The 15571-nt window shown below is 42.1% G+C and carries 20 protein-coding genes; 16 read left to right on the top strand and 4 right to left on the bottom strand.

The window, feature by feature from the left end; genetic code table 11:
- The first annotated feature begins 8 nt into the window (after positions 1 to 8).
- The 13 genes from V6984_RS16670 to V6984_RS16610 all read left to right on the top strand — a co-directional run bounded on the left by V6984_RS16670 (position 9) and on the right by V6984_RS16610 (position 8450).
- The gene (locus tag V6984_RS16670) at positions 9 to 380 is read left to right on the top strand and encodes a hypothetical protein (RefSeq protein ID WP_342756731.1); all 372 of its coding nucleotides are present in this window, start codon (positions 9 to 11) and stop codon (positions 378 to 380) included.
- Positions 377 to 2410 (top strand): hypothetical protein, encoded by a 2034-nt coding sequence (locus V6984_RS16665; protein WP_342756730.1) that lies wholly within the window; start codon positions 377 to 379, stop codon positions 2408 to 2410. The genes V6984_RS16670 and V6984_RS16665 overlap by 4 nt, the downstream gene beginning before the upstream one ends.
- 17 nt (positions 2411 to 2427) lie before the next feature.
- On the top strand, positions 2428 to 3420 hold the full coding sequence (locus tag V6984_RS16660; protein WP_342756729.1) for a hypothetical protein: 993 nt from the start codon (positions 2428 to 2430) through the stop codon (positions 3418 to 3420).
- Between the two features lie 14 nt (positions 3421 to 3434).
- The gene (locus V6984_RS16655) at positions 3435 to 3797 is read left to right on the top strand and encodes a hypothetical protein (protein ID WP_342756728.1); all 363 of its coding nucleotides are present in this window, start codon (positions 3435 to 3437) and stop codon (positions 3795 to 3797) included.
- Positions 3798 to 3802: 5 nt separating this feature from the next.
- Positions 3803 to 3973 (top strand): XkdX family protein, encoded by a 171-nt coding sequence (locus V6984_RS16650; RefSeq protein WP_342756727.1) that lies wholly within the window; start codon positions 3803 to 3805, stop codon positions 3971 to 3973.
- A 15-nt stretch (positions 3974 to 3988) separates the two neighbouring features.
- Entirely contained in the window at positions 3989 to 4288 is a 300-nt protein-coding gene (locus V6984_RS16645) for a hypothetical protein (RefSeq protein ID WP_342756726.1), read from the top strand.
- 19 nt (positions 4289 to 4307) lie between these two features.
- Entirely contained in the window at positions 4308 to 4508 is a 201-nt protein-coding gene (locus V6984_RS16640) for a holin (RefSeq protein WP_342756725.1), read from the top strand.
- Positions 4509 to 4546: 38 nt separating this feature from the next.
- Entirely contained in the window at positions 4547 to 4837 is a 291-nt protein-coding gene (locus V6984_RS16635) for a hypothetical protein (protein ID WP_342756724.1), read from the top strand.
- Positions 4838 to 4840: 3 nt separating this feature from the next.
- Positions 4841 to 6031 (top strand): N-acetylmuramoyl-L-alanine amidase, encoded by a 1191-nt coding sequence (locus tag V6984_RS16630; RefSeq protein ID WP_342756723.1) that lies wholly within the window; start codon positions 4841 to 4843, stop codon positions 6029 to 6031.
- Positions 6032 to 6387: 356 nt separating this feature from the next.
- A complete protein-coding gene (locus V6984_RS16625; protein ID WP_342756722.1) occupies positions 6388 to 7053 on the top strand; it encodes a hypothetical protein in 666 nt (221 codons plus the stop codon).
- Between the two features lie 13 nt (positions 7054 to 7066).
- Entirely contained in the window at positions 7067 to 7318 is a 252-nt protein-coding gene (locus V6984_RS16620) for a hypothetical protein (protein ID WP_342756721.1), read from the top strand.
- Between the two features lies 1 nt (position 7319).
- Positions 7320 to 7748, top strand: coding sequence for a protein-export chaperone SecB (locus V6984_RS16615; protein ID WP_342756720.1), 429 nt, complete (start codon positions 7320 to 7322; stop codon positions 7746 to 7748).
- A 501-nt stretch (positions 7749 to 8249) separates the two neighbouring features.
- Positions 8250 to 8450 carry a hypothetical protein gene (locus tag V6984_RS16610; protein WP_342756719.1) on the top strand — a complete coding sequence of 67 codons (201 nt, stop codon included), beginning with the start codon at positions 8250 to 8252 and terminating at the stop codon, positions 8448 to 8450.
- Positions 8451 to 8674: 224 nt separating this feature from the next.
- On the opposite strand, the gene V6984_RS16605 is transcribed toward V6984_RS16610, so the two are convergent.
- Entirely contained in the window at positions 8675 to 9277 is a 603-nt protein-coding gene (locus V6984_RS16605; protein ID WP_342756718.1) for a DUF3298 and DUF4163 domain-containing protein, read from the bottom strand.
- Positions 9278 to 9538: 261 nt separating this feature from the next.
- Here V6984_RS16605 and V6984_RS16600 point away from each other — a divergent pair, with 261 nt between their 5' ends.
- Both V6984_RS16600 and V6984_RS16595 read left to right on the top strand, forming a co-directional pair.
- Entirely contained in the window at positions 9539 to 10108 is a 570-nt protein-coding gene (locus tag V6984_RS16600; protein WP_342756717.1) for an N-acetylmuramoyl-L-alanine amidase, read from the top strand.
- A gap of 686 nt (positions 10109 to 10794) precedes the next feature.
- Entirely contained in the window at positions 10795 to 11505 is a 711-nt protein-coding gene (locus V6984_RS16595; RefSeq protein WP_342756716.1) for a hypothetical protein, read from the top strand.
- Positions 11506 to 11892: 387 nt separating this feature from the next.
- Here the strand turns inward: V6984_RS16595 and V6984_RS16590 are convergent, their stop codons facing one another.
- Positions 11893 to 12342 carry a cupin domain-containing protein gene (locus V6984_RS16590; protein WP_342756715.1) on the bottom strand — a complete coding sequence of 150 codons (450 nt, stop codon included), beginning with the start codon at positions 12340 to 12342 and terminating at the stop codon, positions 11893 to 11895.
- A gap of 200 nt (positions 12343 to 12542) precedes the next feature.
- Here V6984_RS16590 and glyA point away from each other — a divergent pair, with 200 nt between their 5' ends.
- The gene (gene glyA / locus V6984_RS16585) at positions 12543 to 13781 is read left to right on the top strand and encodes a serine hydroxymethyltransferase (RefSeq protein WP_342756714.1); all 1239 of its coding nucleotides are present in this window, start codon (positions 12543 to 12545) and stop codon (positions 13779 to 13781) included.
- A 25-nt stretch (positions 13782 to 13806) separates the two neighbouring features.
- Here glyA and V6984_RS16580 read toward each other — a convergent pair whose 3' ends face one another.
- Positions 13807 to 14439: a lactate utilization protein gene (locus tag V6984_RS16580; protein ID WP_342756713.1), complete on the bottom strand. Its 633-nt coding sequence runs from the start codon at positions 14437 to 14439 to the stop codon at positions 13807 to 13809.
- A gap of 24 nt (positions 14440 to 14463) precedes the next feature.
- Complete coding sequence (locus V6984_RS16575; RefSeq protein ID WP_342756712.1) at positions 14464 to 15465, bottom strand: hypothetical protein; 1002 nt, start codon at positions 15463 to 15465, stop codon at positions 14464 to 14466.
- Positions 15466 to 15571 lie beyond the last annotated feature (106 nt).

Genomic DNA, 15571 nt, shown 5'->3' with positions numbered 1-15571 from the left:
GTGATAAAATGTCAAACATATGGAAAGCTAACGAGATAGCAATTAAAGAACCTTCTATTTATAGAGCGGTGTTTGCAACAACTTCCACGAAGGAGTCTGGACGCACGCAGTCTCTAACTATGTACAATACGCCGATTGGAACCGTTGCGGGATATGACATGATATGGGAGATTCTAACCCCTGCAGAAATTTCAACAATCCTGCAGCAAATGATGAATAAAAAGAGCTTTACCTTCTTTAGTCCCAGCGCGTATACCGGATCATGGGAAACACAATCATTTTACGCATCCAATTATACTGCCGCCGCCTTAACCCTCGTTGAAGGACAAGAGAGGTGGACGGACTTATCAATAAACATACGGAGGATAGGTGCACTATGATAAATGCAAGCAAAGAGTTCAAAGAAAAACTTAGTGCCGGCGCAAACCTCGTTAATTACGCAGATATCATACTCGCAAATGGCGCTGTCCTAAATCTTACCTTCGAGGATTTTATGATTGGCGGATGTGACGTTGCCGATGCAACTACAAGTACTAACGGATTTTCGATTGGGAACGCTATTGGAAAGACCGTATCTCTTCTGATAGCGAACCATGACGATAGATTCTCGGAGTACGATTTTTATAACTCCATTATTTATCTCTATGTGGCTATGGCCCTCGAAAACGGTACTATAGAAAAAGTTAAAAAAGGAAAGTACTATGTAAACAATCCTGAGACTCCCGGCGATGTTATATCCATAGATGCAGTAGATAGTATGGTTAACTTTGATAAATCTTACTCCGATTCAAACACGTCCTATCCGGCCACGCTCCAGGTGATACTTGCAGATGCTTGTATAGATTGCGCCGTAACATCGGGATTTGGACAGTTTAACAACTATAATTTTGTGGTAAATGAGCGGCCGGAAGGCGTGACATATCGGCAAGTAGTTTCTTACGTAGCACAGATAGCCGGATGCAATGCGCGGATGAGCGTTAACGATACGCTGGAATTGGTACAATATGATACCTCGGCACTAGATACAGAAAATTATGATGGTGGTCTTTATGCGGACCCCCAAGGCGATAACACGATAGATGGTGGACTTTTTACAGACTCACTCCACACGGACATAATAGACGGCGGCCTGTTTACTGACAATACTGGATTTTACATTTATGATTGGAAAAATCTATATGTTGCTACGGATGATGTTGTCATAACAGGAATAAGAGTGATAACGGACGATAACGAGTTTTTATTTGGCAGTACGGACTATGCCCTAACTGTGGAAAATAATCCCTTTGTGGAGGGCAAAGAGCAAACGGTGGCAAATTATTTAGGTGCATTGCTTGTCGGCATACGCTTCCGACCGTTTGAAGGGCAGACATTAGGGAATCCCTTGATTGAGCCGTTTGATGTAGGTTACATATCCGATCGCAAAGGCAACACATACCGAACAGTTGTAAATTATGTAAACTACATTATTGGTGCTGATACATCGATTGCATGCAAGGCAGATGCACCTCTCAGAAATAGCAGTCGATACCGAAGTGAAGCGGCACGTGCAATTGTTGAAGCGCGCAGAAATACAAAAAAAGAACTGAGCGCGTACGATAAGCAAGTGCAAGCCATGAATCAGCTCGCTATGAACGCTATGGGGTTCCGCGAATCCTACGAATATTTTGAAGATGGCAGCTGGATTAAATACATGCACGACAAGCCGACTATCGCGGAATCAAGGATTGTTTATAAGATGACCGCAGACGGATTTTTTCTATCTCAAGACGGCGGAGTTACATATACAGGAGGATGGGATAGCAATAACAATGTTGTTGTCAATATGATTTCTGCAGTTGGAATTATCTGTGACTGGATAAAGGGTGGCACTCTTTCTCTGGGAGGAGATAATGACACGGACGGAGTCGAAGTGGTCAAGAACGCCTCCGGAACTCAAGTGGTAAGGCTCGACAAAGGCGGAATAGATGCAATTGCCGGGAGAATTGGTGGCTGGTTGATTGGCTCGGATTATCTCGAGACAGGCAATGCTATTATCAGATCATTTTATGGCAATGACAAAACCAATAGAGCCACTATGAGTAATGCATCTTTTAAAGTATGGGTAGACGAAGTTGAAAAGTGTTATTTAGGGCGCGGCGGTTATAATGGGCGAGGCTCACTAGACAGCGGATTGTTGTTTGTAAATGGCGATCGAGGAGTCGAACTGGACGGAAAGACAGGCAATGTAAATGCGGGTGGAAATATCCGGGCCACACAAGACATTGAAGCAAACGGGACATTGAGGTCGCAAGGGAATTTTATCTGTAGTGGTACAGCAACATTCGCCGGGGGTTGGACTGGCACGGCCACAGTAAATGGAGTCACATTTACGGTAAAATCGGGGTTGATAACAAACATACAAGGATAAAGAATGGAGATGATTACATGGCTATAATGCAGCAGTACAGAGGAAATGAAGATGATTGGGATGTTGCGAAAATGAAGCCCGGTCAGTTTGCCGTGTCTCTTGACCGCAAATATGTAAGGATGTGTTTTGCTCCAGGAGTTGCTGAAAAGATGGCATTATATGATGCGTTCGAAGAGGATATGCTGCAAATACAGCAGATTTTAGCCACCTGCGAGGACATTCAAACAGCGGTAGAAGCTTTTGAGGCATTAGCACAGCAACACGCAAACGACGCGGCGGCAAGTGCCACGGCATCGGCAAATAGCGCGACAGAATCATCCGACAGTGCAACATTGTCCGAATCATGGGCGGTAGGTGGTAAGGGCATTCGTCCGGGGGAAGATACCAACAATGCCAAATATTGGGCGGGAGTAGCACAAGCAGTAGCGGATGTCCAAATAGCAACGAATGATACACCCGGAATCGTTAAAGGCAATGAAGGGGAAATCAACATTGATATCGGCGGTCAGATGTCCATTCCTTCCGACTTCACGCCGCAGACAACTTTAGAAGCAGTGACGGGAACCGAGGATAAGAAAACTTTCTTCGGAAAGGTTGCAAAGGTAATCACTGACTTTATGGCCCATGCGGCGAATACCTCCATCCACTTTGGGCTTACTAATAACCTCCTTGCTACGGTAGCGGGTACAGCCCTTGACGCAACGCAAGGGAAGATATTGGATGATAAGATTACCGCTTTAGGTAACGTTGTCACAGCCACTGTGTTGACCGCAACGGGAGGAACATCTGTCGCCAGCGGCGCAACGGCAAGTGTTACTATTCCGTTCACATGGCCGAGTGGATATAGCACGGCGTTACTCGCATCGTTAAGGACAACGGGCGCAAATGGTCTTGCAGTATCGGCGGTACTGGTATCATCCATCAATCAAAACGTAACCGTAACGGCTACTAACCTTACGGGCAGCGCCGTAACTCTAAATCCAAGCGTGATGCTGTTGTTTGGCAAATAAAAGGAGAGGAAATTATGAGCAAAGACATGCTGATTTTAAAAGAGGGCACGGTAATTGAACTGGAAACTGGCGCGAGTCTTAGCGCTCTCGGCGTACTGTCTGCGGACAAGGCGGCTATGGTTGCCACATGGGATAAGTTTACACCGGATAATCTGTCCGCAGTGCAAATTAAAAACGGTGACGGGCTTACGGTCGGCAATTATATGGCCCTTATACTGGTGGCAGAGACTTCTATTACCAATGAGGACGGAACCATTCTTACATATTTCAGACTAAGGGAGAAAACAGACATGGAAAAGAACCTGGACAACGTTACAGCGCAGACTGAGAAAAACTCTGCGGATATTGATTATATTTTGATGATGACGGAGGTATAGAACTAATGGCAAAAGCGGCAAAAGCAGTAGAGCATTCACCAAATTTTGATAAGGTAAAAGGCTATTATGACAATGGGTTATGGGACATTGACCGGGTTTTTAATGCGGTCGGCAGGTGGATAACCGAAGCGGAGTATAAAGAAATTACTGGATTTGATTATCCGAATAAAAACTAATTTAAGGAGAGCACTATGGAGACAGATATCGCGGTAAAATTTGAAGCCCACGACCATGAGATTAAATCGCTAAAACATCGGGTAGACAGCTTGGAGATACAGAGTAAGGCAATACAGGACCTTGTCATATCTGTCAATAAAATGGCGGTAAATATGGAAAACATGCTTGAAGAGCAGAAGAAGCAGGGGGCCCGCCTTGAGGCACTGGAAAAGGTTCCGGTGGAGACCAATCGGCAAGTAAAGGCAGCAATTGTTACCGCACTTGTGGGCGGCGTTGTGGGAGCCTTTGTAACGGCACTATTCACAATCATCTAACAATAAGGAGAGAAAGAGTATGAACAAAGAATTTATAAACTGGTTAAAAGCGGCAGGAGTAAGGGCATTAAAAACGGTAGCGCAGACGGCGGTTGCAACTATTGGCACGGCGGCTATCATGTCAGAGGTAAATTGGGTAGTGGTAGCGTCCGCATCGGCACTGGCCGGAATCTTATCTTTGCTGACATCCACGGCAGGATTGCCAGAATTAAAGGAGTAGGGAGGAGCCATATGAAAAAACTATTTATATCGCAGCCCATGAGGGGCAAGACAGACGAACAGATTCTTACAGAGCGCAATAAGGCTATAGAGCTTGCCGTCCGGTTTATAGGAGAAGATGTTGAGCTTATTGACTCATTCATCCCAGACACACCGGAGAATCTTAATTCGATTCCTCTGTGGTACTTAGGGCGCAGCATACAGTTCTTAGCTGAAGCAGATGTGGCTTACTTTGCTCCGGGCTGGAGAGAAGCAAGAGGCTGTGTTATAGAGCATGAATGCGCTACACAGTACGGTGTCAGAACCGTATGCTCGTATGATGAGAGGTAGGGTATGACAATAGGAGTAAATTGCGGGCATACCATAAGCGGCGCCGGATATGGCGCTGTAGGCCTTATAAAAGAATCGGAGCATACAAGGCTTGTCGGTCATGCCCTTATGGAGAAATTACGCGCTGCGGGGGCGAGTGTGGTAGATTGCACCATTGACACAGCCAATACGCAATCGGAGTACCTTGCTGCAGCCGTGGCACTGGCGAATAGGACGGACTTGGATTGGTTTATCAGCATCCACTTTAACGCTTCCCCATCCCGCGCAGGACAAGGCGTGGAAGTCTATACTTATGAGGGCAAGCAATATCAGGATGCGCTTGACGTATGCGGTAATATCGCTTCCTATGGCTTTAAGAACCGCGGAGTGAAAGCCGGCAGCGGACTTTATGTAATCAAAAATACCAAAGCAAAGGCTATGCTGATAGAGGTATGCTTTTGCGATAATGAGCAGGATGTTTCCTTATATAATAGCATCGGCGGAGCTGACACCATAGCGCAGGCTATCTTTAATGGCATCTACGATTATGCTGTTACGCCAGAGCCGGTGGAAGAAAACCACGATATGGCTTTTGAAGAATTTGTTGAGTACGTGGGTGAAATTGCGCGGCAAGATTGGATTGACCGTAAGATCATGTTGCCCTCGGTTGTAGTGGCTCAGGCAATCAAAGAATCTGCAAGAGGAACTTCGGAACTTGCGAGAAATGCAAATGCGCTGTTCGGGATTAAGAAAAACGGATGGACGGGTAAAACCTATATCAAAGCCGCTACGGAGCAGAAAGCAGACGGTACTTATTATACCGTTGACAACACCGAATGGCGTGCCTATGGAAGCTGGGAAGAGTCGATTTTAGACCACAATACCTACATAGCAGAAAGAAGTACGGACAGTGGCAAAACGCTGCGCTATGGGCCTATTATCGGCTGTGAGGAATATGTACTTGTATGTCAATACCTTCAGGATTTAGGCTATGCAACATCACTTACCTACGCGGAATCCCTAATCAATGATTACATAGAAAAATATGATTTAACACGGTTTGATGCGGTAGAAGATGAGCTTGCGCCGGACGGGAAGTTGTGGGTGGTGCAGCTCGGGGCGTATAAGAGCAAGCGCAATGCCGAGAGCTTTATCAGGAGACTGGAAGGTATGGGGATTATTTCCTTATTAAAGCAATATAATATAGAAGAGTAAGAAAAGGCCCTGGGCTGTGAATTTTCATGGTTTGGGGCTTTTTGTTCGTTAAATTGTTTATTGCATTATGGGAACATATGTTCTATAATAGCAGTATGAGGAGGGTGAAATAAGATTTAATAAATAGTATACGCGGTATTATTGAATGAAGAATGATGATAATAAGCAATCAGTATTATTTTGCAGTATAAGTGTCAATAGACGAATTTTTAAAAGATTAGCAACATAATATGATAAAAACTGTTGAAAATATTCAAAAATTATAATATACTATTATCTATTATTGGCATATGAATATCAAGAAAAATCGGATATAATTGTATTAAACAAAAGAATTGTATTAGGGTGATTTCACAGTGTATCATGGGACAAGCGTAGAATTTGGGAAAAAAATACTGATTGAACAAAAGATGAGGCCGAGCAGGGGCGATGACCAATGGTTGGGCGATGGGCAATATTTCTTTCGGAACGATTTTTATGCATTTAGGTGGATTGTAATAAAGTATACTGAAGGATTCAAGAATAACAATACGAAAAAGATAGAATTAATTTACGACCATTATATGATATTAAAGGCTGATATTAACTTGAATCCAGATCGCGTTTATTCGCTATATGATCCTATTGCGCATGCAAATTACATGAATCTACTCGACTTACTGCAGGAAAAACAAGAATATTCTGAGAAGTATAAGAATAAAGAAATAGTAGACGGTGTTGTTATTAACATTCTTTTTACACGCATGGGGTATGGGAAGAGATATGATGCTGTCGAGGCCATGTTTAATATCAGTACGAGATCCAAAAGAAAGACCAGATTTAATTCATTCTCGGAATATCAAGTTTGTATTAAAAATTCCGATATAATAAAAAGGATAGTTAAATTTAATAACGAAAACGTCCCGGAGCAATATATTAAAACTTTAAACGATTATAACATCATTAAATTTGGTAATACTAGAGGTGTAGGGAATGCAAGGGCAATAAATTACAAAACAACCCACGCATACAAATATAAATAAGGAGGAGAATATTATGAATTTAGAATTAGAGAAAAAGAAGATGAAAGATATTCTCGACAAGATGACAATAAAAGAATTTGATGATATGCTTGATAATTGCGGGATAAGCGAGATAAAGCCATCCCATATGTCCGATTACTTTAGATGCTTATCGAGCGGAATGGCAGGAAAACCGTTAGGCTACATTAGTATTTACAACGGTTATGATTTGAACTATTACGGCGACTATAATGATTTTGATTTAGAAGGACAAGATGTGGCATAATATGGAGAAGAATATAAAAAGTTCGCTGACTTTCCAAAACTACGTTGTTGACTATTTAGAATTCAAAAACAACGTAGAATTTAATGGAGAAGAGGTTAAAGTCGATTTTGAAATTGCTCCCGATTTTGAAATTAATGAAGACAAAACCGAAATGATTGTTATTTTAAATTTGGTTATTTTTCGGGATGCTGAAAATCTTAATCTTCCGTTCGAAATGTCGCTTAGGGTTTTCGGGGTGTTTAGCATGAATGTCGAAGATGAAAACATTGAAAGATACAAACGGAATGCAGTAGCAATATTATATCCCTACATAAGAGCAATTGTTACAAATTATACTGCAAATGCAAACGTAAATCCATTAATGCTACCGACCATAAATGTCAACAAGCTAATTGATATCAAAGAAGAGAATAAGAAAAAGCAAAACTAAAAGGGTGGCCCCACAGCCGCCTTTTCTATTGCCAATCCTCCTGATTAAGTACAATAAAAACGGGAATAATAACAACTGAACAAGAGATTCATATATAATTCTTCTTATAAGATAGGAGAGGGCGCTCATCTACGGAAGGGCGCTTTTCTTTTATGCGCGCTCGAGCATCTGCCGCACCCCTACCCTTACAAAAATTTCTCGCAAAATCCTTACATTTTTACCGTTCAGGTAAGAAAGTCAACCGCTCCGGTAGTTGGTTTTGTTACTTATGCATAAAAATAAGAGGTTTCGCCCTAAATCAGAAACTAATTTCCATTTATTACCAATGAAAAGATTACTGTAATTGCTATAATTAATCTATAAAGGCGCCTGAGATTTAATTAACAATCAAAGTTTGATATTTCTATTTTAGGGAATAAAGTGGTTGATAAAACTATTTCTATGCTCTATAATGAGATTTAACAAACATGTGTTCGATTTTATTTAAGGAGGGCGTTACGGATGACTAAAGAGGAAGTGTGCGAAGAATTAGTAAAGTATGTATTAGCGGCGGAAAAGGAATGCAAAACAATCAATCCAGAGGATTTTTCGAAGTGGAAGAATGATATATTAAGTAGGTGCAGCGCGGGGGATAGCTCAGTATATCGGCTTATGGAAGGGGTTGTTGATATTATTTGGAAAGACATATATACAAAAACATAAAGAAGGCGGCTGTTTATGCCGCCTTTTCGTTATTATTGGTAGGAATATATTTGTTCCGAAAGTTACACAAAGTATACAAAAATGTCGATTCTGCCGATAAACACGCATATTAATTTTAAATATTCCTTAATTAACGGATTGTCCTTAATCAGAGGTAGATCATGTAAGCGTGTACGAAAGATCGGCATGCCAAAATAATAAACGTCTTAGAAAAACTAAGACGTTCAACAAACATTACATGTGGGAAAACTAAATTCCGGTATACCAGTTGAATATGGAGCAATATCATACTGCTGATAATAAATAGTACCATACGAGGGATGTAAATAGAAATTACTTGCATTAAAATAATCTCTTAATAGAAATCTGTAATTATCAAAGTATATGCCCGGGTTTTCATGGAGTCTTTCTGATATTTGTTTTTGAATACTTTCCTGAAGATTAAGTAATGAATTTGGTGTGAGGGGATATACATCACCAAGCTGCATTAAAATCCCGGTTCTGAGATTCCATGTATTTGATCTGCGTATCGTGTTGCCGTGTGCACCGCCGGTATAAGTGTAAGTGTCCATATAAAGACTGATAATACAGCACTTATTATATGTTACTGTGAAATCAACTATAAATTCATAGTTATTGAAAGGAAACCCTTCGGTATTCTGGGCATTTTCCTGGGCCATTTGGTATAGTACTATACGACAATAATCCTCACTGTTTTTTGCTTCGTAGTAAAAGAAATTATTTATATTTTTTACAGATGCTGAGTTGGATACAATGCATGGATAATATATTTTGTAAGACAGTACAGGTATATCGCCATAATACATAGTATCTTCGAAAGACTTTCGATAAACATATTGCATGATAAGACCATAGATTAGTAGTTAAATTAATATATGCACATATCGTTGGAATGACACCGAATGGATTATGATCGGGCGAGTCGCCTGTGATTGGATTATTGAATATGAAAATAGAAGATTTAATCGAGAGAGTCTTCCCGGAATTATAAAAAATACCGGGAAATGTAGCAATCAGTAGAAACTGGAATATATTTATAATAGCTAATAAGGAAAGGAAATGCTGATATGGCTATTAGAATATTTATTGATCAGGGACATAACCCCAGCGGATATTTTAACAGCGGTGCGGAAGCAAATGGCTTAACCGAATCGGAAATAAATTATCAGGTGGGGCTGTATTTGCAGAGCCTGCTGAACAATGATCCGAGGTTCGAGGCACGGGTGTCCAGACCGGAACCGAATACTGTATTGGGGACAGATAATACCACTAGCCTGGCAGAGAGAGTCCGCTTGGCCAATGCGTGGCCCGCAGACTATTTTATCAGCATTCACGCCAATTATAATCCCAATCCGGCCTACAACGGGACAGAAGTGTACATTTATCAATACGGCACTCAGTCTCAATGGCTGGCAGAGCAGATCATGTATGGAGTAACTCAGGTAACCGGAACGAGAAATAATGGAATCAGGGAAAACCCCTCCTTATATGTTTTAAGAAATACGAATATGCCGGCAAATCTTGTTGAACTGGGATATTTAGGCAATCCCTCGGATGCGGAAAAGTTGCGTAATAACCAATACGGATTTGCTTATGGTATTTACTTAGGGCTGCTTCGGTACTTTGGACTTACCTGACAGACATTGGCGTGGAGGAATAGTTCCCTTTACGGCAGACAGTCCTTATATTCTGCTGTCTGCCGTAAGGGTGTGGCACTGGTTTAAAAATTAACGTGATATTTGCGGACAGGCTATCCGCCAAAGCTGAAAGTTAACGATGGATCATAAGAGGTTGGAAATCAGGTAAAATATTATTTCTTTCGTGATTTTATTCGATCACCGAGTAAGCCTAATGAGGTGCCAAACAAAAGTCCGAGTGCCAAATTGTTAAATAGCAATCCGAATATCAGGCCTAAGCTGATACCGATGCATACTCCTTCAGGTATATCATTTTTATTAAACATAATGTTTTTCCTTTCTTCTATAAAAAGATTATATATCATTTACCTGAACAATTATACAGGAACTTGCTGGTGATAAAAATATTTAAGGAATGATAATAGCTAAAGTTACGTTGATTTATATATTCGACGAAACATAAGTATCGTACAGTATAAATGGTATAAATTTACTGAATAATTTTATTATACAGAAAAAGTAGTGCGGGGGTAATGTCTACAGGGGTAGAATTAACTCTTGCCAACTGGAAGTTAAATTTTCATTCTACCTTTATTATTTTGTGAGTTTTTACTATTGCATTAATCGAACATATGTTCTATACTATGGTTAACACATGTGGAGAAATTATTCAGGAGGAAAAAATAATGGAAACTTTAAGCAGTGTATACGCTCCTTTTATTGGGGCAAATGGAAATTGGTATGTAGATAATGAAGATACCGGAGTAAAAGCGCAGGGACCGGCAGGTCCGCAGGGCCCCGTAGGAGTGAGCGGTGCACAGGGATTAATCGGACCTAAAGGAGAAACCGGTGACAGAGGTCCGCAGGGTATTCAGGGACCGGTAGGTGCAACCGGCGCGCAGGGTTCCAAAGGCGATAAGGGAGATAAAGGTGATACTGGAGAACAAGGCCAGAAAGGTGATATGCCTGAACTTGTCGCAAATTTGCAGGAAACAGTAGAAGGGAAAGCCCTTGATGCAATAATGGGAAAAGTACTGGACGATAAGATAACAGAGAACACTCAGAGTATAATCGAGATAAATAGTAAATTTTTGCATACGTATGGATTAGCTATAAAAGGGCCTAAATTCAATGCACATGGAAGTGTTGGATATCGTGTGAAGAATGGTTTTTGTACTGTTAGCATGGAGGTGACTCCTACTGAAGCATTATCGCATACTGATATAGTTTGCAGTGGATTGCCAAAGCCGCCAAGTCTTCATTACATGTGCTTGACTGCGGTGGACGGAAATTATCCTGCAGAGCTTTCAGCGGATGGTACTCTTAGAATTTACTTTCCTACTTTCACGACGCCTTCCAGAATTGATTTCAGTTTTACATATCCTATGGCTGAATAGGCCATAACATAATTTCCATGTGAATAAACTAGAACCAAAGAGCCGATAGAGAGCAAACTCTACCGGCTCTTTGGCATATAGGAACACGAAATGCGATGGAAACATAAGAAACATAAATTGAGATAAGAATTAGATTCCTGCGCCCACTCCCGAAGGGGATTTTTTTACCCACCCATATGAAAAGCAGCGCAATGCAGGAACATTTCATGCGCCGCCTTTTCTATAGAGGTTATAGATGAAACAATAATAATTACGTTGTGCTTGCAGTTACTAGATTTAGGAATCAATTATGAGAGTTATCTCAATGCTATACTATTCTATCGGACGGATTTGGAAACTTGTTCATTTCCTTAGAAAAGAAAAGCGCCAACCGGGAATGGGAAAAAATTAATCATATTCATAGTAATCAAACCATTCCTGCGTTGTTCTGAAAACAGTATTGTAGGAATGTAAAGACGGAGCAAAGATGCTGAACATTTTTAAGTCTGAGCCGCCAATGTTTATAATATTATGCCACATACCGGCTGGAACGATTATCCCGTAACCATCGTGTACCTGTGACTGAATGTTAGGGCAATCATAGCAGGAACGTATGATGACCAAAGCATCACCCCTCTCAACGTAGAAAAATTGATCTGAGTAATAATGTACATCTAATCCGGTTTCGGAATTAGGGGGTACGGATATAAGGGCAAATTGCATATTTCTGCTGGTCCATTTTGTGGTATAGAAAAGAGTGTTATTTATGATCTCCTGTCGCAGATCGGTCACATAGGGGATTGCGACTTGCCCGAGAGCGCTTTGACTGTCAGTGGATTCTCCAATATTGTTATCCATGTGTTTACTCCTTGGCATTTCTTATAGTATTACTATATGTACCTGAGTATGTAAAGTGTAAAAGTTTGTCGTGAATTAATAGGTTTCAGAGTATGATTTCTATGATGTGATATTCTTTTTTAAATAGTTTTCATTCTGAAAAAACTATGTTATACTTCAAGATGAACTTTAGCGGATTAAAGAGGACGGAGGAATAGGATATGTATTCATTGGATGAAGTAAAGAAAATCGATCCTGAAATCGCGCAGGCGATCGTGGACGAGCAGAACAGACAGAATTCCCATATTGAGCTGATCGCATCGGAAAACTGGGTAAGCGAAGCGGTCATGGCAGCTATGGGAAGCCCGCTTACGAACAAATACGCGGAAGGGTATCCGGGGAAGAGATATTATGGCGGCTGCGATTGTGTGGACGTGGTAGAGAATCTTGCAATCGAAAGAGCCAAGGAATTGTTCGGATGTGACTATGCGAACGTACAGCCTCATTCGGGCGCCCAGGCGAATCTTGCGGTTCAGTTCGCGATCTGCGAGCCGGGCGATACCATCATGGGAATGAACCTCGCTCACGGCGGACATTTGACACATGGAAGCCCGGTCAATATTTCCGGTAAATATTTCAATATCGTTCCTTACGGAGTTAATGACGAAGGCTTTATCGATTATGATAAATTGAGAGAGATTGCTTTGGAAACGAAGCCAAAGATGATTATTGCAGGGGCTTCGGCATATGCGAGAGCCATCGATTTTAAGAAATTCAGAGAAGTGGCAGACGAGGTTGGCGCAGTGCTCATGGTGGATATGGCTCATATCGCAGGACTTGTAGCGGCAGGGCTTCATCCCGATCCGATTCCATATGCTGATGTAGTGACGACTACGACTCATAAGACACTTCGTGGTCCCAGAGGCGGCTTGATTCTTTGCAATCAGGAGGCTGCCGACAAATATAATTTCAATAAGGCGATATTCCCGGGAATTCAGGGCGGTCCCCTTATGCACGTTATCGCGGCAAAAGCGGTATGCTTTAAAGAAGCTCTTTCGGAGGATTTTAAGAAATATCAGCAGGCTGTAGTGGACAACGCGCAGGCGCTTTGCGGCGGACTCTTAAAAAGAGGTATCAAGATCGTATCCGGCGGAACGGACAACCATCTCATGCTGGTTGACCTTACGAACTTCGACCTGACCGGCAAAGCGGTAGAGAAATGGTTGGATGAGGCACATATCACGGCCAATAAGAATACGATTCCCAACGATCCTAAATCTCCCTTCGTAACAAGCGGTGTCCGTCTTGGAACCCCGGCGGTAACTTCCCGTGGCATGAATACGGAGGATATGGACCAAATCGCGGAGGCAATTGCACTGGTAATCAAGGGCGGAGAAGAGAAGATACCGGAGGCGAGGATAATCGTTCAGAAATTGACAGAAAAATACCCATTAATTTAATATCAATTAAAATAGAAGAACTGGGTTAATAACCCAGTTCTTCTGCGATAAGATACACTTTGATGCGGCCTTTTATGCCGCTGCGGCGGGTGACGACGATCTGATTGCACATGCAGTCGTCTGAAAAGCAGTCTCCACAATGTCCGGTCACGTTGCAGGGCGTCTTTTTATCGAGGCGCTTTGCATTGGCCGGAGCAGCAATATTACGGGTACGCCTGAATCCGTCCGGCACGTCTGTAACAAGCTTGTTCATGCCGGCTAACACGATTACATTTTCGGGTCCGTAAATTAAAAATGAAACACGGTTACCGCGGCCATCGATGTTGATCAGTTCTCCTTGAAGGGTGATGGCATTAGTGCTCATCAGATAATAATCGGCGAGCATCGTCTGTGCATATAGCTTGCGTTTTTCCTCATCGGGAACGGCGTCTCTGTCCAGCAGAGAATAATTTTCTTTTCCGATTCTGTCTACGAGGCCGGCTTCTTTTATTGTTTCACTTCCACCCCAGGAAATCACGCTGTGCTCAGGAATAGAGGAAATGATTGCCTCTATACAGGAAGCAGAATCTTCAAAAAAATAACCATCCATGTTCCTCTTTGCTAAATTTTTAATGATACTTTCCGCTGCCGATGCAAAGGCAGCCTGTTTGTGTGTCATATGTTTACCTCCTTGTTTGGTCAATTACGAATTGGGATAGCCCACGCCGAAAGCAGTGCCGAGGGAAAGGCAGACGGACATGGGATGATTGGAATATCCCGCAGCCATTGCCGTGCCATCGTGTACCATCGTAAAATAATAATCTTTGTTATATGCCTCCTTCAGATAACCGGAAAGATAATCCGCATAATTCGAAGCGATCAGGCGCAGTTTACCGTAGCCGCCCCGGTTGGCGATGACTCCGTCCTTTACGTAATTGGCGATGCTCAGGATGATGTGAGGATGGATGGTCAGTCCCAGCGCCTCCACTTCCCGGATAGTTTTCGCAATGGTTTCTAGAAAATGATTGTTTAAAAGAAGCGCTTCTTTTTCCTCTATAGAAGGGTCTTTAATATCCCATTCCACATGCTGCGACAAGGTCTTTTCCAGAACAATGATGTCTTTGATCTGCTCATTTTCCATAGTAACGTAACAGCGTTTGATAAAACTCTGTCCGTAGTCGAATATGAGGTTGACCTGGAACTGAGGACTTTTTTCCAGATACGCCGCACAGCCTCGAAGTCCCGCATAGGTGGAATCCTTGCCGAGAACGATGCGGTAGGGGATCTTATTGGAACTGGCAAAGACTTCTTCCATATAATGCTTTAATTGTTCTCCTAAGGGTGGGCTCGCTAATCCTCCGACCAGAATGATTTGCTGTAAGCTGCTCCAGTAATTCCAGTGCTCGTCGGTCCAGTCACCGCGAACTTTTCTGTTTTCGGCAGAGCCTTCCTTTAAGCAAAGAAGAATGACGGCCAGCCGCTCGCCGAAGAGTTTAAGGATCCTGTGAGCCTCCGAGGAAACTGTAGGACTTTCGCTCTCCAGACAGGTCTCCAGGTAGAGCGGGAGGGATTTCTCCTCAAGTGTTGAGATATCTATTTGTAATTTCTCCGCAGAACTTTTGATTTCTTTTATCAGTAAATCGGTAGAAAAAATATCCTGTGCGCTTTTGCCGGAAAGGTTCTGGGTTACGGAACAGTCGGGCATCTTGGCAATAAGTAATTTGTTGACAGAAGCATTCGGCGTAAGAATGCCTTCTATTAAAAAAGGGTTATAGATGGTGTTTTCCTCCTTTGAAGGATTTTGAATTATA

Origin of the sequence: Kineothrix sp. IPX-CK (genome assembly GCF_039134705.1) — a bacterium.
Taxonomy (GTDB): Bacteria; Bacillota; Clostridia; order Lachnospirales; family Lachnospiraceae; genus Kineothrix; species Kineothrix sedimenti.
The sequence above is the reverse complement of the archived record's forward strand: the minus strand, read 5'-3'. Positions and strand labels throughout refer to the sequence as shown.

Bases quoted from the DNA above. Each gene is read 5' to 3' on its own strand.
- V6984_RS16650 (WP_342756727.1), top strand. From the start codon at position 3,803: ATGGCAAAAGCGGCAAAAGCAGTAGAGCATTCACCAAATTTTGATAAG.
- V6984_RS16615 (WP_342756720.1), top strand. From the start codon at position 7,320: ATGGAGAAGAATATAAAAAGTTCGCTGACTTTCCAAAACTACGTTGTT.
- V6984_RS16640 (WP_342756725.1), top strand. From the start codon at position 4,308: ATGAACAAAGAATTTATAAACTGGTTAAAAGCGGCAGGAGTAAGGGCA.
- V6984_RS16580 (WP_342756713.1), bottom strand. From the start codon at position 14,439: ATGACACACAAACAGGCTGCCTTTGCATCGGCAGCGGAAAGTATCATT.
- V6984_RS16635 (WP_342756724.1), top strand. From the start codon at position 4,547: ATGAGGGGCAAGACAGACGAACAGATTCTTACAGAGCGCAATAAGGCT.
- V6984_RS16595 (WP_342756716.1), top strand. From the start codon at position 10,795: ATGGAAACTTTAAGCAGTGTATACGCTCCTTTTATTGGGGCAAATGGA.
- V6984_RS16630 (WP_342756723.1), top strand. From the start codon at position 4,841: ATGACAATAGGAGTAAATTGCGGGCATACCATAAGCGGCGCCGGATAT.
- V6984_RS16645 (WP_342756726.1), top strand. From the start codon at position 3,989: ATGGAGACAGATATCGCGGTAAAATTTGAAGCCCACGACCATGAGATT.
- V6984_RS16610 (WP_342756719.1), top strand. From the start codon at position 8,250: ATGACTAAAGAGGAAGTGTGCGAAGAATTAGTAAAGTATGTATTAGCG.
- V6984_RS16590 (WP_342756715.1), bottom strand. From the start codon at position 12,342: ATGGATAACAATATTGGAGAATCCACTGACAGTCAAAGCGCTCTCGGG.
- V6984_RS16575 (WP_342756712.1), bottom strand. From the start codon at position 15,465: ATGCCCGACTGTTCCGTAACCCAGAACCTTTCCGGCAAAAGCGCACAG.
- V6984_RS16605 (WP_342756718.1), bottom strand. From the start codon at position 9,277: ATGTATTATGGCGATATACCTGTACTGTCTTACAAAATATATTATCCA.
- V6984_RS16665 (WP_342756730.1), top strand. From the start codon at position 377: ATGATAAATGCAAGCAAAGAGTTCAAAGAAAAACTTAGTGCCGGCGCA.
- glyA (WP_342756714.1), top strand. From the start codon at position 12,543: ATGTATTCATTGGATGAAGTAAAGAAAATCGATCCTGAAATCGCGCAG.
- V6984_RS16660 (WP_342756729.1), top strand. From the start codon at position 2,428: ATGGCTATAATGCAGCAGTACAGAGGAAATGAAGATGATTGGGATGTT.
- V6984_RS16670 (WP_342756731.1), top strand. From the start codon at position 9: ATGTCAAACATATGGAAAGCTAACGAGATAGCAATTAAAGAACCTTCT.
- V6984_RS16620 (WP_342756721.1), top strand. From the start codon at position 7,067: ATGAATTTAGAATTAGAGAAAAAGAAGATGAAAGATATTCTCGACAAG.
- V6984_RS16655 (WP_342756728.1), top strand. From the start codon at position 3,435: ATGAGCAAAGACATGCTGATTTTAAAAGAGGGCACGGTAATTGAACTG.
- V6984_RS16600 (WP_342756717.1), top strand. From the start codon at position 9,539: ATGGCTATTAGAATATTTATTGATCAGGGACATAACCCCAGCGGATAT.